This window comes from Streptomyces sp. Act143, assembly GCF_003143935.1.
In the GTDB taxonomy this organism is placed as follows: domain Bacteria; phylum Actinomycetota; class Actinomycetes; order Streptomycetales; family Streptomycetaceae; genus Streptomyces.
On sequence record NZ_QFRX01000001.1, the window covers coordinates 2,479,623 to 2,494,651 of the forward strand.

Here is a 15,029-nt window from a genome sequence, read left to right on the forward strand (position 1 = left end):
ACTGACGGTGATCCTCATCGACGCCCGCAACGGTGTCGTCGAACAGACCCGTCGGCACGCGGCGCTCGCGGCCCTGCTGCGCGTCCCGCACGTCGTCCTCGCCGTCAACAAGATGGACCTCGTCGGCTACCAGGAGTCCGTGTTCGCCGCGATCGCCGAGGAGTTCACGGCGTACGCGACCGAGCTGGGCGTCCCCGAGGTCACCGCGATCCCGATCTCGGCGCTCGCCGGTGACAACGTGGTGGAGCCGTCCGCGAACATGGACTGGTACGGCGGCCCGACCGTCCTGGAGCACCTGGAGACGGTCCCGGTCATCCACGACCTGAGCCACTGCCACGCGCGCCTGCCCGTGCAGTACGTGATCCGTCCGCAGACCGCCGAGCACCCGGACTACCGCGGGTACGCCGGTCAGATCGCCGCCGGTTCCTTCCGCGTCGGCGAGCAGATCACCGTGCTGCCGTCGGGCCGCTCCACGAAGATCGCCGCCATCGACCTGCTCGGCGAGCCGGTCGACGTCGCCTGGACGACCCAGTCGGTGACCCTCCTGCTGGAGGACGACATCGACATCTCGCGCGGCGACCTGATCGTGCCCAGCAAGGACGCGCCGCCGACCACGCAGGACATCGAGGCGACCGTGTGCCATGTCGCCGACGCCCCGCTGACCGTCGGCCACCGCGTGCTGCTCAAGCACGGCACCCGCACGGTGAAGGCGATCGTCAAGGACATCCCGTCCCGTCTCACGCTCGACGACCTGTCCCTGCACCCGCACCCGGGACAGCTCGTCGCCAACGACATCGGCCGCGTGAAGATCCGCACCGCGGAGCCGCTGCCGGTGGACTCCTACGCCGACTCCCGGCGCACGGGCTCGTTCATCCTGATCGACCCCAGCGACGGCACCACGCTCACCGCGGGCATGGTCGGCGAGTCCTTCGCGTCCCCCGAGCCCGTCAAGGACGAGGCCGAGGACGACGGGTGGGACTTCTGACATGAATGCCTCCGACTACTTCTCCACGTTCGCGAAGGAGGGCGGCCGCGTGGGCAGCGGTGCGCTCGGCAGCGGGCAGGGCGGAGTCGCGCGATGTGTGCGCTGACGTACGCGCACCGCATGCGCGCCCGCACCCCCCACCGCCGTAGACGCAGACCTGCCGACCTCCCGGCCACGACCTGAGACCGTGACCGCCGGGCCTCCGAGAGGAACACCTCCCGTGCCTGCTCCAGCTGCACTTCGCCGCACCTTCGCGGTTTTGGCCGCGCTCCCGTTGCTGACCCTCGCCGCGTGCGGCTACGGCTCCCAGGCCAAGGACGACGACACCGTCAAGGTCGCCGCCGGGGCGAAGAAGGTCGACGGACTCGACTCCGTCCGGATCGGCTACTTCGGCAACCTCACGCACGGCACCGCGCTCGTCGCGCGTGAGCAGGGCCTCTTCCAGAAGGAACTCGGCGCGACCGAGGCGAAGTACGCGACCTTCAACGCCGGACCCTCCGAGATCGAGGCGCTCAACTCCGGCTCGATCGACATCGGCTGGATCGGCCCGTCCCCGGCGATCAACGGCTACACCAAGTCCGGCGGCAAGAACCTGAAGATCATCGGGGGTTCGGCGTCCGGCGGCGTGAAGCTCGTCGTCGACCCGGACAAGATCAAGTCCTTGAAGGACGTCAAGGGCAAGAAGATCGCCACCCCGCAGCTCGGCAACACCCAGGACGTGGCGTTCCTCAACTGGATCGCGGAGCAGGGCTGGAAGGTCGACGCGCAGAGCGGCAAGGGCGACGTCACCGTCGTCCGCACCGACAACAAGATCACCCCGGACGCCTACAAGTCCGGTTCCGTCGACGGCGCGTGGGTGCCGGAGCCGACCGCGTCGAAGCTGGTCGCCGAGGGCGGCAAGGTGCTCCTCGACGAGGCGTCCCTGTGGCCCGACAAGAAGTTCGTGATCACGAACATCATCGTCCGGCAGGGCTTCCTCAAGGACCACCCGAAGGCCGTCGAGGCGGTCCTGAGGGCCTCCGTCGAGGCCAACAAGTGGATCAACGCCAACCCGGACGAGGCGAAGGCCGCGGCGAACAAGCAGCTCGGCATCGACTCCGGCAAGGAGCTCCCGGCCGAGGTCCTGGACCCGGCGTGGAAGTCGATCCAGTTCACCGACGACCCGCTGGCCGCCACCCTCGGCACCGAGGCGGAGCACGCGGTCAAGGCCGGGCTGCTGGAACAGCCGGACCTGAAGGGGATCTACGACCTCACGCTCCTCAACAAGGTCCTCGAAGCCGACGGTGAGAGCACGGTCGACGCCGCCGGCCTCGGCACCAGCTGACCCCTATCCCGACGAGTCCCAGGAGGTGACGACCATGGCCACGACCACGACGCTCGCCAAGGCCGACGAGGCGGTCGACCACGCGGCACGGATCGAGCACGTCTCGAAGTCCTTCGCGACGCCCGCCGGGCAGCAGCTCGTCCTGGACGACATCAGCCTCGATGTCGCTCCGGGCGAGTTCGTCACCCTCCTGGGGGCCTCGGGCTGCGGCAAGTCCACGCTGCTGAACCTGGTGGCGGGGCTGGACAGGCCGAGCGCGGGCTCCATCACCACCGACGGCCGGCCGGCGCTGATGTTCCAGGAGCACGCCCTCTTCCCGTGGCTGACCGCGGGCAAGAACATCGAACTCGCCCTGAAGCTGAGGGGAGTTCCCAAGCCGGAGCGGCGCGACCGGGCCGAGGAGCTGCTCGAACTGGTCCGGCTGAAGGGCGCGCACGGCAAGCGCGTCCACGAACTGTCGGGCGGCATGCGGCAACGCGCGGCACTGGCCCGGGCGCTCGCCCAGGAGAGCAACCTGCTGCTGATGGACGAGCCGTTCTCGGCCCTCGACGCCATCACCCGCGATGTGCTGCACGACGAGCTCACCCGCATCTGGCAGGAGACCGGGCTGTCCGTCCTGTTCGTCACGCACAACGTGCGCGAGGCGGTACGGCTCGCGCAGCGGGTGATCCTGCTGTCCTCCCGTCCGGGCCGGATCGCGCGCGAGTGGACGGTCGACATCCCGCAGCCGCGCCGCATCGAGGACGCGCCGGTCGCCGAACTGTCCCTTGAGATCACCGATGTACTGCGTGGGGAGATCCGCCGCCATGGCCAGCACTGACACGACACCGGTCCAGGACGCCGGGAGCGTCGAGGCCGGCCTCGACGCGCTGGAGACCACGGCCACCGGCCGCCCGACCCTGCGGCAGACCTTCGTCAACAAGATCTTCCCGCCGATCGTCGCGATCGCCGTGGTGCTGGCGGCCTGGGCGCTGCTCTACCCGATCGTCGACAACCCCGCCAAGCTGCCCTCCCCGTCGGCCGTGGGCAGCGCGTTCAAGGACGCCTGGCTCCAGGGCGAGCTGCTCGGTTACATCTGGACCTCCGTCTCGCGCGGTCTGCTCGGCTTCCTGATGGCGCTGGCCATCGGCACCCCGCTGGGGCTGCTGGTGGCGCGGGTGAAGTTCGTGCGCGCGGCGATCGGTCCGATCCTGTCCGGCCTGCAGTCGCTGCCGTCGGTGGCGTGGGTGCCGCCGGCCGTGATCTGGCTGGGCCTGAACAACTCGATGATGTACGCGGTGATCCTGCTCGGCGCGGTCCCCTCCATCGCCAACGGCCTGGTGTCCGGCGTCGACCAGATCCCGCCGCTGTTCCTGCGGGCGGGCCGCACGATGGGCGCGACCGGCCTGAAGGGCACCTGGCACGTCACCCTGCCCGCCGCCCTGCCCGGCTATGTGGCGGGCATGAAGCAGGGCTGGGCGTTCTCCTGGCGTTCGCTGATGGCCGCGGAGATCATCGCCCAGTTCCCCGACCTCGGTGTGGGCCTCGGCCAGTTGCTGGAGAACGCCCGCACCGCGAGCGACATGGCGCTGGTGTTCGAGGCGATCCTGCTCATCCTGTTCGTCGGCATCGCGATCGACCTGCTGATCTTCAGTCCGCTGGAGCGGTGGGTGCTGCGCAGCCGCGGCCTGCTGGTGAAAGGGTAGGTAAGTCCTGTGCTGGGAAAGCCCGTTCTTCTCGTCATCGCCCACGGCAGCCGCGACCCGCGGCACGCCGCGACGGTGCACGCCCTTGTCCGCCGGGTGCGCTCGCTGCGCCCGGACGTGCGGGTGGAGACGGGTTTCCTGGACTTCAACATCCCGTCCGTGCAAGGGGTGTTGGAGTCGCTGGCGGCGGAGGGCGTCCGTGAGGTCGTGGCCCTGCCCCTTCTCCTGACCCGCGCGTTCCACGCGAAGGCGGACATCCCGGCGGTGCTCAGGGACGCGCCGTCGCGGTTGCGCATCCGCCAGGCCGAGGTGCTCGGCCCGTCGCCGCTGCTGCTGTCCGCGCTGGAACGCCGGTTGTACGAGGCCGGGTTGACGCCCGCCGACAAGTCCTCGACCGGGGTCGTGCTGGCCTCGGCGGGGTCCACCGACCCGGAGGCGATCGCAGTGATCGCAGAAATCGCGCGGGAGTGGCGGCACACCGGTTGGTGCGCCGTGCGGCCTGCGTTCGCCTCCGCCGCCTTGCCCCGTACCGAGGACGCGGTACGGGAGCTGCGGGCGCTGGGCTGCTCCCGGGTGGCCGTGGCGCCGTACGTCCTGGCCCCCGGCTTCCTGCCGGACCGCATCGCGCGGGGCGCGGCGGACGCGGACGTCCTGGCGGACGTGCTGGGGGCGGCGCCGGAGGTGGCGCGGCTGCTGGTGGACCGGTACGAGGCGGCGCGCAGGCCGGTGCCGGCCGCGCTGGGTGCCTAGGGCCCGTGTTTGGCGGTCGCGTCGTCGCCCGAAGGGCGGGGCGGGCGGGACTTTCACCGCAGGTCCTAGCGGCAGAGCTCGTCTCCGAGGGTTGTGCGCGCGTACCGTACGACCCTGCCGTTCCGTGTCCGGCTGAGCAGCCCCGCGTCGTAGAGCACCGTCAGGTGCTGGCTGACCGCGCCCGGGGTGACGTCGAGGCGGTGGGCCAGTTCGGTGGTCGAGGCCGGCTCCGCGAGGAGCAGCAGCAGGCGGGCGCGGGGACGGCCGAGGAGGCGGACCAGGGCGGCGTCGGTGACCGGGGGCGGTTCCGCGGAGAGGGTGGCGCTGCCGCGGGCCGGATAGATGATCGTGGGCGGCCGGGTGGGGTCGATGAGCGGCTGGGCGCCGCGGGCGAACAACGACGGCAGCAGCACCAGCCCCCGGCCGGCGATGCTCATGTCCGTCCAGGGCGCCTGGATCATGAAGTCGTCGGTGGACAGCCGGAGTTGGCCGTCGACCCAGCTGAGCCGCCGGTCGAGTCCCGCGAACAGCGCCCCGGCGCCCTGCTCGGCGAGGACCCGGGCCTGGTGGGCGAGGTCGGCCTCCATGATGCTCTGCACGCGGGGCCACCAGTCGGGGGCCAGACAGGCGTGCCAGTAGGCGTCGAGGGCGGCCGTGATCCGGTCGAGGAAGCGGCCCGGCTCGGCCAGTCCGCGGGCGACGACCGGCGGCAGCGCGCTCTCGGTGCGGTAGGCGGCGCGGAAGTCGGCGTCGAGGAGGTCCGGCGGGGTGGCGCGGAGCCGGTCGAGTTCGTCGGCGAAGACCGGGCGGGCGCGCTCGGGGCGCGGGGTGAGACAGTCCGGCACCCACAGCCAGGGGGTGGTGAGCGCGCTGAGCAGCTCATGGTCGAGGGCGGCCAGGCGCGGGCGGATGCGGCGCAGCCACGGCCGGTGGTGGGGGTAGCGGGCCGGGTCGTGCAGACAGCGCAGCGAGAACACCGCCTCCTGGAGCGGGGAGTAGGCGAAGGAGGTGGTGGCGAGGTCGTCGACGGCGAAGCGGAACTCAATCATTGAGCCTCACGCTAAATCATTGTCGGCGCGCTGCCGCCGCCGGGTGAGATGTCCGCATGACCACGACACCCGTCTCCGCGCCCGCCGACCCCGAGCTACGCCCCTCCCGGCTCCCCACCGACCCCACCCTGCGCCGCGCCGCCCTTCTGACCGCCGCGAACTCCCTCGGCAACGGCCTCTACTTCCCGCTCGGCGTCCTGTACTTCACCCGCATCGTCGGCCTCGACGCGACCTCGGTGGGCCTCGGCATGACGGGCGCGGGGCTGGTCGGTGTGGCGGCCGGGGTGCCGGCCGGGCGGGCCGCGGACCGGTGGGGCGCCCGGCGGGTCGGTGCGCTGCTGTGGGCCGGGACGGGCGTGGCGACGGCCGCGTACGTCTTCGTGCACTCCTACGCCGGCTTCCTCGTCGCGGTGGTCTGTGCCACCGGTCTGCAGATGGCGAGCCGGGGCGTGCAGGGCGCGATCTACGCCGATGTGCTGCCGGCCGCGACCCGGGTGGAGGCGCGGGCGTATCTGCGGATGGTGACGAACGTGTTCATGGGCGTGGGCGGGGCGTTCGGGGCGATCGCCCTCCAACTCGACACGCGAGGCGCCTATGTGACGGTCATTCTGATCAACGCGGTGTCCTTCGCGGGGCCCGCGCTGCTGCTCCCCCGGCTGCCGCTGGCCCCGCACGCCCTGGAGCGGACGGCTCCGGCGGCCGACGCCCCGGCGGCCGACCGCTGGCGTGCGGTGCGCGACCTGCCGTTCCTCGCGGTCACCGTGCTGAACGCGGTCCTCGTCGTGCAGTACACGCTGGCGGAGGTCGGGCTGCCGCTGTGGATCGTGGAGCGGACCGAGGCGCCGCGCTGGACGGCGGCCCTGCTGATGATCCTCAACTGTGTGCTGGTGGCGCTGCTCCAGGTGCGGGTGGCCCGCAGCGCCTCCCAAGTCCCCAGCGCGGTGCAGGCGATGGGCTGGTCGGGGCTGCTGCTCGCGGCGGCGTGCGCGGTGTACGCGGTGTCGGCGGGCCTGTCGCCGGTGTGGGCGGTGCTGGCGCTGACGGTCGGCGCGGTCGTGCAGGTCCTCGCCGAGGTGCTGTCGGCGGCGGGCGGCTGGACCCTCGGCTACGAGCTGGCCGACGCCCGCGCCCACGGTGTCTACCAGGGCGTGTTCGGCGCGGGCATGTCGGCGGGCATGATGGCGGGCCCCGCCCTGGTCACGGTCACCGCGGTCCAGCACGGCACGGCGGGCTGGGCGGCACTCGGCGTCCTGTTCGCACTGGCGGGCCTCGCGGTCGGCCCGGCGGTGCGGTGGGCGCTGCGGAACGGGGAGTGGCGGGGCGACCAGGGCTAGTCGAAGGCGAGGCCGCCGGTGCGGGTGCGCTTGAGTTCGAAGAAGTCCGGCTCCGTTGCCAGTACCCGGAAACTGTCGAAGAGTTGGGCGGCCCGCGCACCCCGCGGAATCGCCCGCAGTACCGGCCCGAACCACACCGTTCCGTCGACGTGGACGGTGGGCGTGCCCACATAGCCGCCGGAGTCGGGCTCGATGCCGGTCTCGTGGCTGCGGCGGACGGCCTCGTCGTACGCGGGGTCGTGCGCGGCGGCGGCGAGGTCCGCCGCGAGCCCGAGCTCGGCGAGGGACTCGGCGACGACGGCGTCGAAGTCCTCCTGCTTCTGTTCGTGGATACGGGTGCCGAAGGCCGTGTAGAGGTCGCGGAGCACCTTCTCCCCGTGCCGCTCCGCGGCGGCCACGGCGACACGCACCGGGCCGATCGACTTGTCGACCAGCTCCCGGTACCAGTCGGGGAGTTCGTTGCCGATGTTGTGCAGGTAGAGGCTCATCGCGTGGAAGCGGAGGTCGAGGGGGCGCTCCCGCTCGACCTCCAGCAGCCAGCGGGAGGTGATCCAGGCGAAGGGGCAGGCGGGGTCGAACCAGAAGTCGACGCGGGTGGGTTCCGTGTTGGTCATGCGTCGACCGTAGTGGCTGATTGGCCCAGTGCATTGGGCCAATCAAGCACTGTTTGAGTGGTCCATTTCTTCTTCCGCCAGCCGTACCAGCTCCCCCACCGGCATCGACCCCGGCGCCCGGCGCTCCCGTGCGAAGGCGTTGGCGAGCCGCTGGAGCAGGTCGTTGAGCGGGGTCGGGACGCCGTGCAGACGCCCCAGCAGCGCGATCTCGCCGTTGAGGTAGTCGGCCTCGATGGTGCCGGTGCCGCGGTGCAGGGACTGCCAGGAGGAGCCGCCGCCGCGCGGGACGCCGTCGAGCGGGACGAGGGTGACCTTGTCACCGCGGGCCGCCCGTTGCTCCTCGGCGCCGACGTAGGCGATACCGGCGGCGTCCAGCACGGCCACGCCCTCGGCACGGACGCGCGCGGCGAGGCGTTCCGCGTCCGCCCCGGAGACGGGGCCGCTCACGGCCTCCAGCGCGTTGCCGAGGTTGGCGAGCAGCTTGGCGTACTGCCAGCGCGTCACATCGGGGACGACCGGCGCCTCGAAGTGGGACTTCTCCAGGTCGGCGGCGATGCGACGGACGGTCTCGTCGGTGCCGTGGGGACAGCGGCCGAGGTGGAGGACGCCGGTGAGCGGGGTGCCGGCCGCGCTGACGACTCCGGGTTCGACGAGCGTGCAGGGCAGCCACACGCACACGCCGTACACCGTCCGGAACGTCCGCAGGGCCAGCCGCCGGCTCTCCACGCCGTTCTGTGCGCAGACCAGCGGCAGCCGCTCGGCCGCCGTGCCCCCGCCGGCCACCGGGGCCGGGCCCCAGGCGTGCAACGCGGCCACGCTGTCCTGGGTCTTCACGGCGAGGACGAGCACGTCGTCGGCGCGCAGTGCGCCGAGTTCGGCCGGTCCGTCGACGACGGGCAGCCGGTGGACGAAGTCACCGTCGGGCACCCGGAGCCGCAGCCCGTTCTCCCGCAGCGACGTGCCGTGCGCGCCCCGCGCCACGAGCACGACCTCGCGCCCGGACTCCGCGAGCCGCCCGCCGATGACGCCGCCTACCGCCCCTGCCCCGATGATGATGTAGCGCATGGAGCGAGCCTCGCACAGTTGACCTTGCCCCTGGGTGAAGGATCAGGGTTGCCCGCATGGACGACCACAGGCTTCCCCGCACGGACGACTACCTGAAACAGACGGTCTTCAGTGACCCGGGCGACCTCGACGTCAGCATGCTTCCCACGGACGTCGGCCAACTGGCTTCCCTGGTACGCGGGTTGATCATCCACCGGCTGGAAGGCCCCCGTTTCGATCACGCCATCCCGCGCGAACGGCTGCACGAGGACGCCGAGTCGCGGTACGCCACCGAGATCCTGCGCCTGCTGCGTGAGCGCCGGGACGCGCCGCTCACTGAGGAACGGGCCCCTCATGAACGGTTCGTCGGCACGTGCCGCGACTTCTCCCTGCTGCTCTGCTCACTGCTGCGCGCCACAGGGACGCCCGCCCGCATCCGCGGCGGCTTCGCGGCCTACTTCGTCGAAGGCTTCCTCGAGGACCACTGGGTCACCGAGTACCGCCTGCCGGACGGGAGTTGGCGCCTGGTGGACCCGCAGGTGCTGCACCCGTCGTACGACGTGCCGTTCGACCCGCTGGACGTGCCGCGGGACCGCTTCCTGGTGGCGGCGGAGGTCTGGCGGGGCTGCCGGGAGGGGCGGATCGACCCCGCGCGGTGCGGTTTCCACTCGGTCGACGGGCTCCGGGGGCTGTGGCTGGTCCGCGCGCGGCTCCTCCAGGACCTGGCCTCGCTCTCCGGGGTCGAACCGCTCCCCTGGGACGGCTGGGGTCCCCGCCAGATCCTGGAGGACGCGCAACTCACCGCCGAGGACCTCGCGTTCACGGACGCGGCGGCACGCGACGGCGGGCCGGTGGCGGTGCCGGACGCGATCACCTCGTACACCACCTGCACCGGGGTACGGCAGGTCACTCTGCGGCGGTCATCTCCACCAGCTTGACCACGGTGTTCCAGTTGCGGCTCGTGGCGATCAGGCCCTTGTTCACGCGTGGCCTGGCGAGCTGTTCGGCCAGCTTGGAGCGGCCCAGACCGTCCGGGGCGTACAGGTACAGGGCGCGGTCGCCGAGGCGGAACTCCTCGGGGAGGAAGGCCTGTCCGTCGATGGTGGCGAAGCGATCCGCGTCGACGGGGGCGGAGAAGTAGGTGACGTGGAGCTGCTTGGCCTCCAGTTCGGCCGCCGGGAACGGGCAGCCGTCGGCGATCGCGGCGAGGTAGGCGTGGTCACGGACGATGACGTCGACGGAGAAGCCGAAGTGCTTCTCGACGGCGGCGGTGAGTTCGGCCGCGAGGGATTCCTCGTCGCCGTGGGCGGCGGTGAAGACGGCCTGGCCGCTCTGGAGGTAGGTGCGCACCCCTGAGTGTCCGAGGCCCTCCATCAGGGTGCGCAGTTCGGCCATCGGGACCTTCTTGGCGCCGCCCACATTGATCCCGCGCAGCAGCGCCGCATACGTCGTCGTCATCCGCTCACCCTAGAGCGGGGGTCTGACATCGCCGCCGTGCCGCGTCGCACCGCGTCGCACCGCCGTTAGATGTAAGGGTCACCCTCCTCCCCAGTGGGGAGACGGCGACCAGCCGAGGGGAGGAGTCGCGTCCTCGCACTTCACCGGGCAGCACGACGTGATGGCCTTATCCGGCCCATACCTTCGAAGCGAAAGGTGGCGGCAGGGGGCCGCGACCGCGGTCGAGGGGGCAAGCCCGTCATGGGGAACGGAGAAACAAGGGTGCGGGGCCTGGCGGCCCGGGCCGGCGGCTGGAGCGCCCGGCACCGCTGGGCCGCGGTCGGCATCTGGGTGCTGTTCGTGGTCCTGGCCATGGGACTCGGTTCGGCGGCGGGCCGGGTCGACGTCGACGAGAGCGAGGGTCTGAAGGGCGAGACGCACACCGCCGCGCGGATCGTCAAGGACGCCGGCATCGAGGAGCCCGCCGGTGAGACGGTCCTGGTACAGGCGAAGGACGGCGGGCTGAAGGCGACGGACGCCGAGTTCCGCGCCGCGGTCGCCGCGGTCGTGCAGGCGGTCGACGCGACCGGCAAGGTCACCGACGTCACCTCGCCCTACGACACGAACACCGTCTCCAAGGACGGCCGCAGCGCGCTCGTGCAGTTCGACATGAAGGGCGACGCGGAGACGGCCGGCGAGCGGGTGGAGCCGGTGCTGGACGCGGTGGCGAAGGTCCAGAAGGACCATGGCGACGTGCGGATCGAGGAGATCGGCAGCGCCAGCATGCAGAAGACGTTCGACGACGCGTTCGGCGACGACTTCCAGAAGGCCGAGTACTCCGCCGTGCCCGTCGCCCTCGGCATCCTGCTGATCGCGTTCGGCGCGCTGGTCGCGGCGCTGCTGCCGGTGGCGCTGGCGCTCACCGCGATCATGGCGACGATGGGCCTGATGGGCGTCATCAGCCATGTCATGCCGATGGGTGACGTCGCCAACTCCGTGATGCTGCTGGTCGGTCTGGCCGTCGGCGTCGACTACTGCCTGTTCTATCTGCGCCGGGAACGCGAGGAGCGCGCCGCCGGCCGGGACGCCCAGACCGCGCTGCGGATCGCCGCCGCCACCAGTGGCCGCGCGATCATCGTCTCCGGTGTCACGGTCTGCGTGGCGATGGCGGGCATGCTCTTCACCGGCATCGCGGACTTCGAGGCGATGGGTCTGGCCTCGCTGATCGTCGTGGCGGTCGCCATGGTCGGCTCCATCACCGTGCTGCCCGCGCTGCTGTCCCTGCTGGGCGAGCGGGTCGAGAAGGGCCGTATCCCGTTCCTGCGGCGCCGCAAGCGCAACGGCAACGGCGAGAGCCGGCTGTGGACAGCCGTCCTGCGCGGGGTGCTGAGGCGGCCGATGGTCTCCGTCGTCGTGGCGGCCGGCGCGCTGCTCGCGATCGCGGCGCCCGCGCTCGGCATGAAGACCCAGAACCTCACGCTGGACCAGGAGTTCGGCGACTCGCTGCCCATCGTGCAGACCTACGACCGGGTCAACGCGGCCTTCCCGGGCGGCTCCGAGCCGGCCGAGGTCATCGTCAAGGCGGACAACATCAACTCCGCGGACGTGCAGAACGCGCTGGCCGACTTCAAGGAGCAGGCGGTCGCCTCGGGTGCCTCGCGCGGCCCGGTGGAGATCAAGCTGCACCAGAAGCAGAACCTCGCCTTCGTGTACGTCCCGCTGGTCGGTGGCTCCGACCTCGACAAGGCGGGCGCGAGCCTGGAGAAGCTGCGGGACGAGGTACGGCCCGCCACGCTCGGCAAGGTGGACGGCCTCCAGGCACCGATCAGCGGTCAGGTCGCCGGTTCGAAGGACTTCAACGACCAGCTGACCGGAGCGGTCGTCCCGGTCTTCGCCTTCGTCGTGGTCTTCGCCTTCCTGCTGATGCTGCTGTCCTTCCGCTCCCTGACGATCGCGATCACCTCGATCGTGCTGAACCTGCTGTCGGTGGGTGCGGCGTACGGCATCCTCGTCGCGGTCTTCCAGCACGGCTGGGGCGCGTCCCTGGTGGGCGCGGAGGGCGTCGGCGCGATCATCTCCTGGCTGCCGCTGTTCCTCTTCGTGATCCTGTTCGGCCTGTCGATGGACTACCACGTGTTCGTGGTCTCGCGCATCCGTGAGGCCCGCCTGAAGGGCCGTACGACGAAGGACGCGATCCAGCACGGTGTGGTCACCACGGCCGGGGTCGTCACCAGCGCCGCGGTCATCATGGTCGCCGTCTTCGCGATCTTCGGGACGCTGTCGATGCAGTCCATGAAGCAGATGGGCGTGGGCCTGGCGACGGCGGTGCTGGTCGACGCGACGATCATCCGGGGCGTGCTGCTCCCGGCGGTCATGGCGCTGCTCGGCGAGCGCAACTGGTACCTGCCGAAGTGGCTGGACCGGCTGCCGGACCTCACGCACGACGAGGCGGCGGAGGTCGTCGCCCACGAGGTGGAGGAGCCGGTCCGGGTGTGACACCCGCAGGGACTGCCCGAGTGTGACACCCGCAGCGACTGTCCGGGGGTGACACCCGAGGCACGACGCAGGGCCCGTTGGTCACCGGGGAGCCAACGGGCCCTGTGCGTTGCGCGGTCACCGGGGCCGGTAGGCGGTGGCCAGCACGGAGACGGTGACCCGGTCGGGCAGGGAGCCGGCGGCGTCCAGGTCCGCACGGTCCAGGTGGCGCGCGCTCGGCGTCATCGCCACCAGGTCCAGGACCTCCGGCCCGGTCAAGGGCGCGGCGTATTCCACCGTTTCGGTGACGGCGGCCTCGAAGAACGGGGACAGCGCCCGGTGCAGGCGCTGTTCCTTGGCCGGGTCGACCGTGACCGTCGAAGGCCACCGGCCGCGCAGCTCGGCCAGGTGCCGCCCGGTGGGCCGGACCACGATCAGGCGGCCGGTCGGGCGCAGCACCCGGTGGAACTCCGCCGGATTGCGCGGGGCGAACACGTCCAGCACGACATCGGCCACCCCGTCGGCCAGCGGGAGGGGACGGAAGACGTCCCAGGCCGCCGCGGCGGCCCGGTCGTGGGCGCGGGCCGCCGAGCGCAGCGCACGCACCGAGGTGTCCAGGCCCAGACCGCGGGCGCCGGGCAGCCGGTCGAGGACGCCGGCCAGGTGGTACCCCGTGCCGCATCCCACGTCCACCACCGTGGCCGGCCCGGACACGGCGTCGGCCGCCAGCCGGGCCCCGGCGCGGCGGACGGGCGCGTAGGCGCCGGTGGCCAGGAACCGGGCCCGGGCCCGGACCATGGCCGCGTCGTCGCCGCTGGTGGCGCGGGTGCCGGTCAGCAGGGCGGCGTAGCCGTGGCGGGCGATGTCGAAGCTGTGGCCCGTCGGGCAGCGCAGTGCACTGCGGTCGGGGTGCAGACGGCCGGTGCGGCACCTCGGACAGCGCAGGAGGTCGAGGGCGGTGGCGAGGGCGGCGGGGAGCGGCACGGTCCTGGCGGGCACGCTACGGCCGCGTCGCCGGGCGAGCGGGCAGTTCGGCCTCGATGAGGTCGGCCGCCCGCTGCGTGCCGCCTTCCCGGGCCATCTCGGCCTGGATGTCCTTCAGCCGCGCGGCGACTTCCGGATCGTCCACGAGGGCCGTGGCCGTGGCGCGCAGCGCCGCCGCGGTGGCGTCCGCCGTGTCGAGGCGGCGGGCCACGCCCAGCGCCTGGAGCATGTCCGCGTTGCCGAACTGGTCCACGGCCTGCGGCACGGCGATCATCGGCGTGCCGGTCGCGAGGCCCTCCTGGCTGCCGCCCGCGCCGGCGTGGGTGACGAACAGGTCGGCCTGCCGCAGCACCGCCAACTGCGGGACCCACGAGGACACTTCGACGTTCGCGGGAATGTCCCCCAGCTCGGCCGGGTCCACGCTCGCGCCGATCTGGAGCACCAGATGCCAGCCGGGCAGATCACCGAAGGCCTGCACGCACTCCCGGTAGAAGCCGGGCTGCTTGGTGAAGGCCGACCCGAGCGACACGAGCACGACCTTGTCCGCGCCGGCGGGCCGCCGCCACTCCCCCTCGGCGCCGCGGTCGCCCTGGCAGGCGCCCACGAAGGAGTACACGCGCTCGTCGACGCGGTCGGCGTGGGGTTGCAGGGCCCTGGGGATCAGGACGATGGACCGGTCGGGCCGGCCGGCGAACGGGTCGGGGTGCAGGGTGATCCCGTTCTCCTCCAGCCAGCCCTGGAAGCGGGCGTAGTACGCCTGCCCCCGCGCGGTCTTCTTCGGCTCGGCCCACATCGGCTCGGCGACCTCCTCCTCGTAGCCCTCCCAGGCGACGAGGTTCGGCGAGAGCGAGATCGCGGGCACGCCCCAGCGGTGGGCGAGCACGCGGGCGGGGTAGGAGGTGATGTCGTGCAGGACGAGGTCCGGCTCGTCCCCGTCGTACGCCTCGATCAGCTGCGGCAGTGCCTGGATCGCGTCGGCGAGGAAGGGTTCGACGTTGTCGAGCAGGGTGCTCCCCCATGCCTCCGGGTCGGCGCCGGGTCCGGGCAGGGTGGAGTGCCACGGTTTGGGCTCGGCGCCGGTGGCGGCGACCTTGTCCGCGAACACCGGCGGGATCGCGTACGTCACCCGGTGGCCGCGTGCGACGAGCTCGCGGATGACTTCCAGGCTCGGGTTCACGTGGCCGTGGGCGGCGACGGAGAACATGGCGATGTGTGCGGGAGTGGTCATACCATCGAGGCTAGACGAGACGATTCGTCTCGTACAACTCATTAAGATCGGCGTGCCTCGAGCAACGAGGCGTACAGGCTCCCGCCGCCCCCGGAGAAGCCCTGCTGTGAGAGGTGGGGG

Annotated in this window: 13 protein-coding genes and 1 pseudogene; 8 read left to right on the plus strand and 6 right to left on the minus strand. The window is 71.9% G+C overall.

Going from position 1 to position 15,029, the window contains the following annotated elements; genetic code table 11:
- The 5 genes from DI272_RS11110 to DI272_RS11135 form a co-directional block, all read left to right on the plus strand.
- On the plus strand, positions 1-985 hold a 985-nt coding region (locus DI272_RS11110), incomplete at its 5' end, for a sulfate adenylyltransferase subunit 1 (protein ID WP_109500786.1).
- A gap of 220 nt (positions 986-1,205) precedes the next feature.
- Positions 1,206-2,309: an aliphatic sulfonate ABC transporter substrate-binding protein gene (locus tag DI272_RS11120; protein WP_109495200.1), complete on the plus strand. Its 1,104-nt coding sequence runs from the start codon at positions 1,206-1,208 to the stop codon at positions 2,307-2,309.
- Between the two features lie 34 nt (positions 2,310-2,343).
- Positions 2,344-3,129, plus strand: a complete 786-nt coding sequence (locus DI272_RS11125) for an ABC transporter ATP-binding protein (protein WP_109495201.1) — start codon at positions 2,344-2,346, stop codon at positions 3,127-3,129.
- A complete protein-coding gene (locus tag DI272_RS11130; protein ID WP_109495202.1) occupies positions 3,116-3,994 on the plus strand; it encodes an ABC transporter permease in 879 nt (292 codons plus the stop codon). The genes DI272_RS11125 and DI272_RS11130 overlap by 14 nt, the downstream gene beginning before the upstream one ends.
- Positions 3,995-4,003: 9 nt before the next feature.
- Positions 4,004-4,744: a sirohydrochlorin chelatase gene (locus DI272_RS11135; protein ID WP_181387157.1), complete on the plus strand. Its 741-nt coding sequence runs from the start codon at positions 4,004-4,006 to the stop codon at positions 4,742-4,744.
- Between the two features lie 65 nt (positions 4,745-4,809).
- On the opposite strand, the gene DI272_RS11140 is transcribed toward DI272_RS11135, so the two are convergent.
- Positions 4,810-5,793, minus strand: a complete 984-nt coding sequence (locus tag DI272_RS11140; protein WP_219933845.1) for a helix-turn-helix domain-containing protein — start codon at positions 5,791-5,793, stop codon at positions 4,810-4,812.
- 56 nt (positions 5,794-5,849) lie between these two features.
- On the opposite strand from DI272_RS11140, the gene DI272_RS11145 reads away from it, so the two are divergent.
- On the plus strand, positions 5,850-7,127 hold the full coding sequence (locus tag DI272_RS11145; RefSeq protein WP_109495203.1) for an MFS transporter: 1,278 nt from the start codon (positions 5,850-5,852) through the stop codon (positions 7,125-7,127).
- Here DI272_RS11145 and DI272_RS11150 read toward each other — a convergent pair.
- Complete coding sequence (locus DI272_RS11150) at positions 7,124-7,741, minus strand: DsbA family protein (RefSeq protein WP_109495204.1); 618 nt, start codon at positions 7,739-7,741, stop codon at positions 7,124-7,126. The two genes, DI272_RS11145 and DI272_RS11150, sit on opposite strands and share 4 nt — an antisense overlap.
- Positions 7,742-7,783: 42 nt before the next feature.
- Complete coding sequence (locus DI272_RS11155) at positions 7,784-8,806, minus strand: ketopantoate reductase family protein (RefSeq protein ID WP_109495205.1); 1,023 nt, start codon at positions 8,804-8,806, stop codon at positions 7,784-7,786.
- A gap of 56 nt (positions 8,807-8,862) precedes the next feature.
- Between DI272_RS11155 and DI272_RS11160 the strand changes: the two genes are divergently transcribed.
- Positions 8,863-9,723, plus strand: coding sequence for a transglutaminase-like domain-containing protein (locus tag DI272_RS11160; RefSeq protein WP_109495206.1), 861 nt, complete (start codon positions 8,863-8,865; stop codon positions 9,721-9,723).
- Here DI272_RS11160 and DI272_RS11165 read toward each other — a convergent pair.
- Positions 9,692-10,243, minus strand: coding sequence for a DUF1697 domain-containing protein (locus tag DI272_RS11165; RefSeq protein ID WP_109495207.1), 552 nt, complete (start codon positions 10,241-10,243; stop codon positions 9,692-9,694). The genes DI272_RS11160 and DI272_RS11165 overlap by 32 nt on opposite strands.
- Before the next feature lie 240 nt (positions 10,244-10,483).
- Here DI272_RS11165 and DI272_RS11170 point away from each other — a divergent pair, with 240 nt between their 5' ends.
- Entirely contained in the window at positions 10,484-12,718 is a 2,235-nt protein-coding gene (locus tag DI272_RS11170; RefSeq protein ID WP_109495208.1) for an MMPL family transporter, read from the plus strand.
- Positions 12,719-12,835: 117 nt separating this feature from the next.
- Here DI272_RS11170 and DI272_RS11175 read toward each other — a convergent pair whose 3' ends face one another.
- Together DI272_RS11175 and mgt are read right to left on the minus strand one after the other, a co-directional pair.
- Positions 12,836-13,681 carry a methyltransferase domain-containing protein gene (locus DI272_RS11175; protein WP_109495209.1) on the minus strand — a complete coding sequence of 282 codons (846 nt, stop codon included), beginning with the start codon at positions 13,679-13,681 and terminating at the stop codon, positions 12,836-12,838.
- A 16-nt stretch (positions 13,682-13,697) separates the two neighbouring features.
- Positions 13,698-14,946, minus strand: a pseudogene (gene mgt / locus DI272_RS11180) (macrolide-inactivating glycosyltransferase).
- Positions 14,947-15,029: the final 83 nt, after the last annotated feature.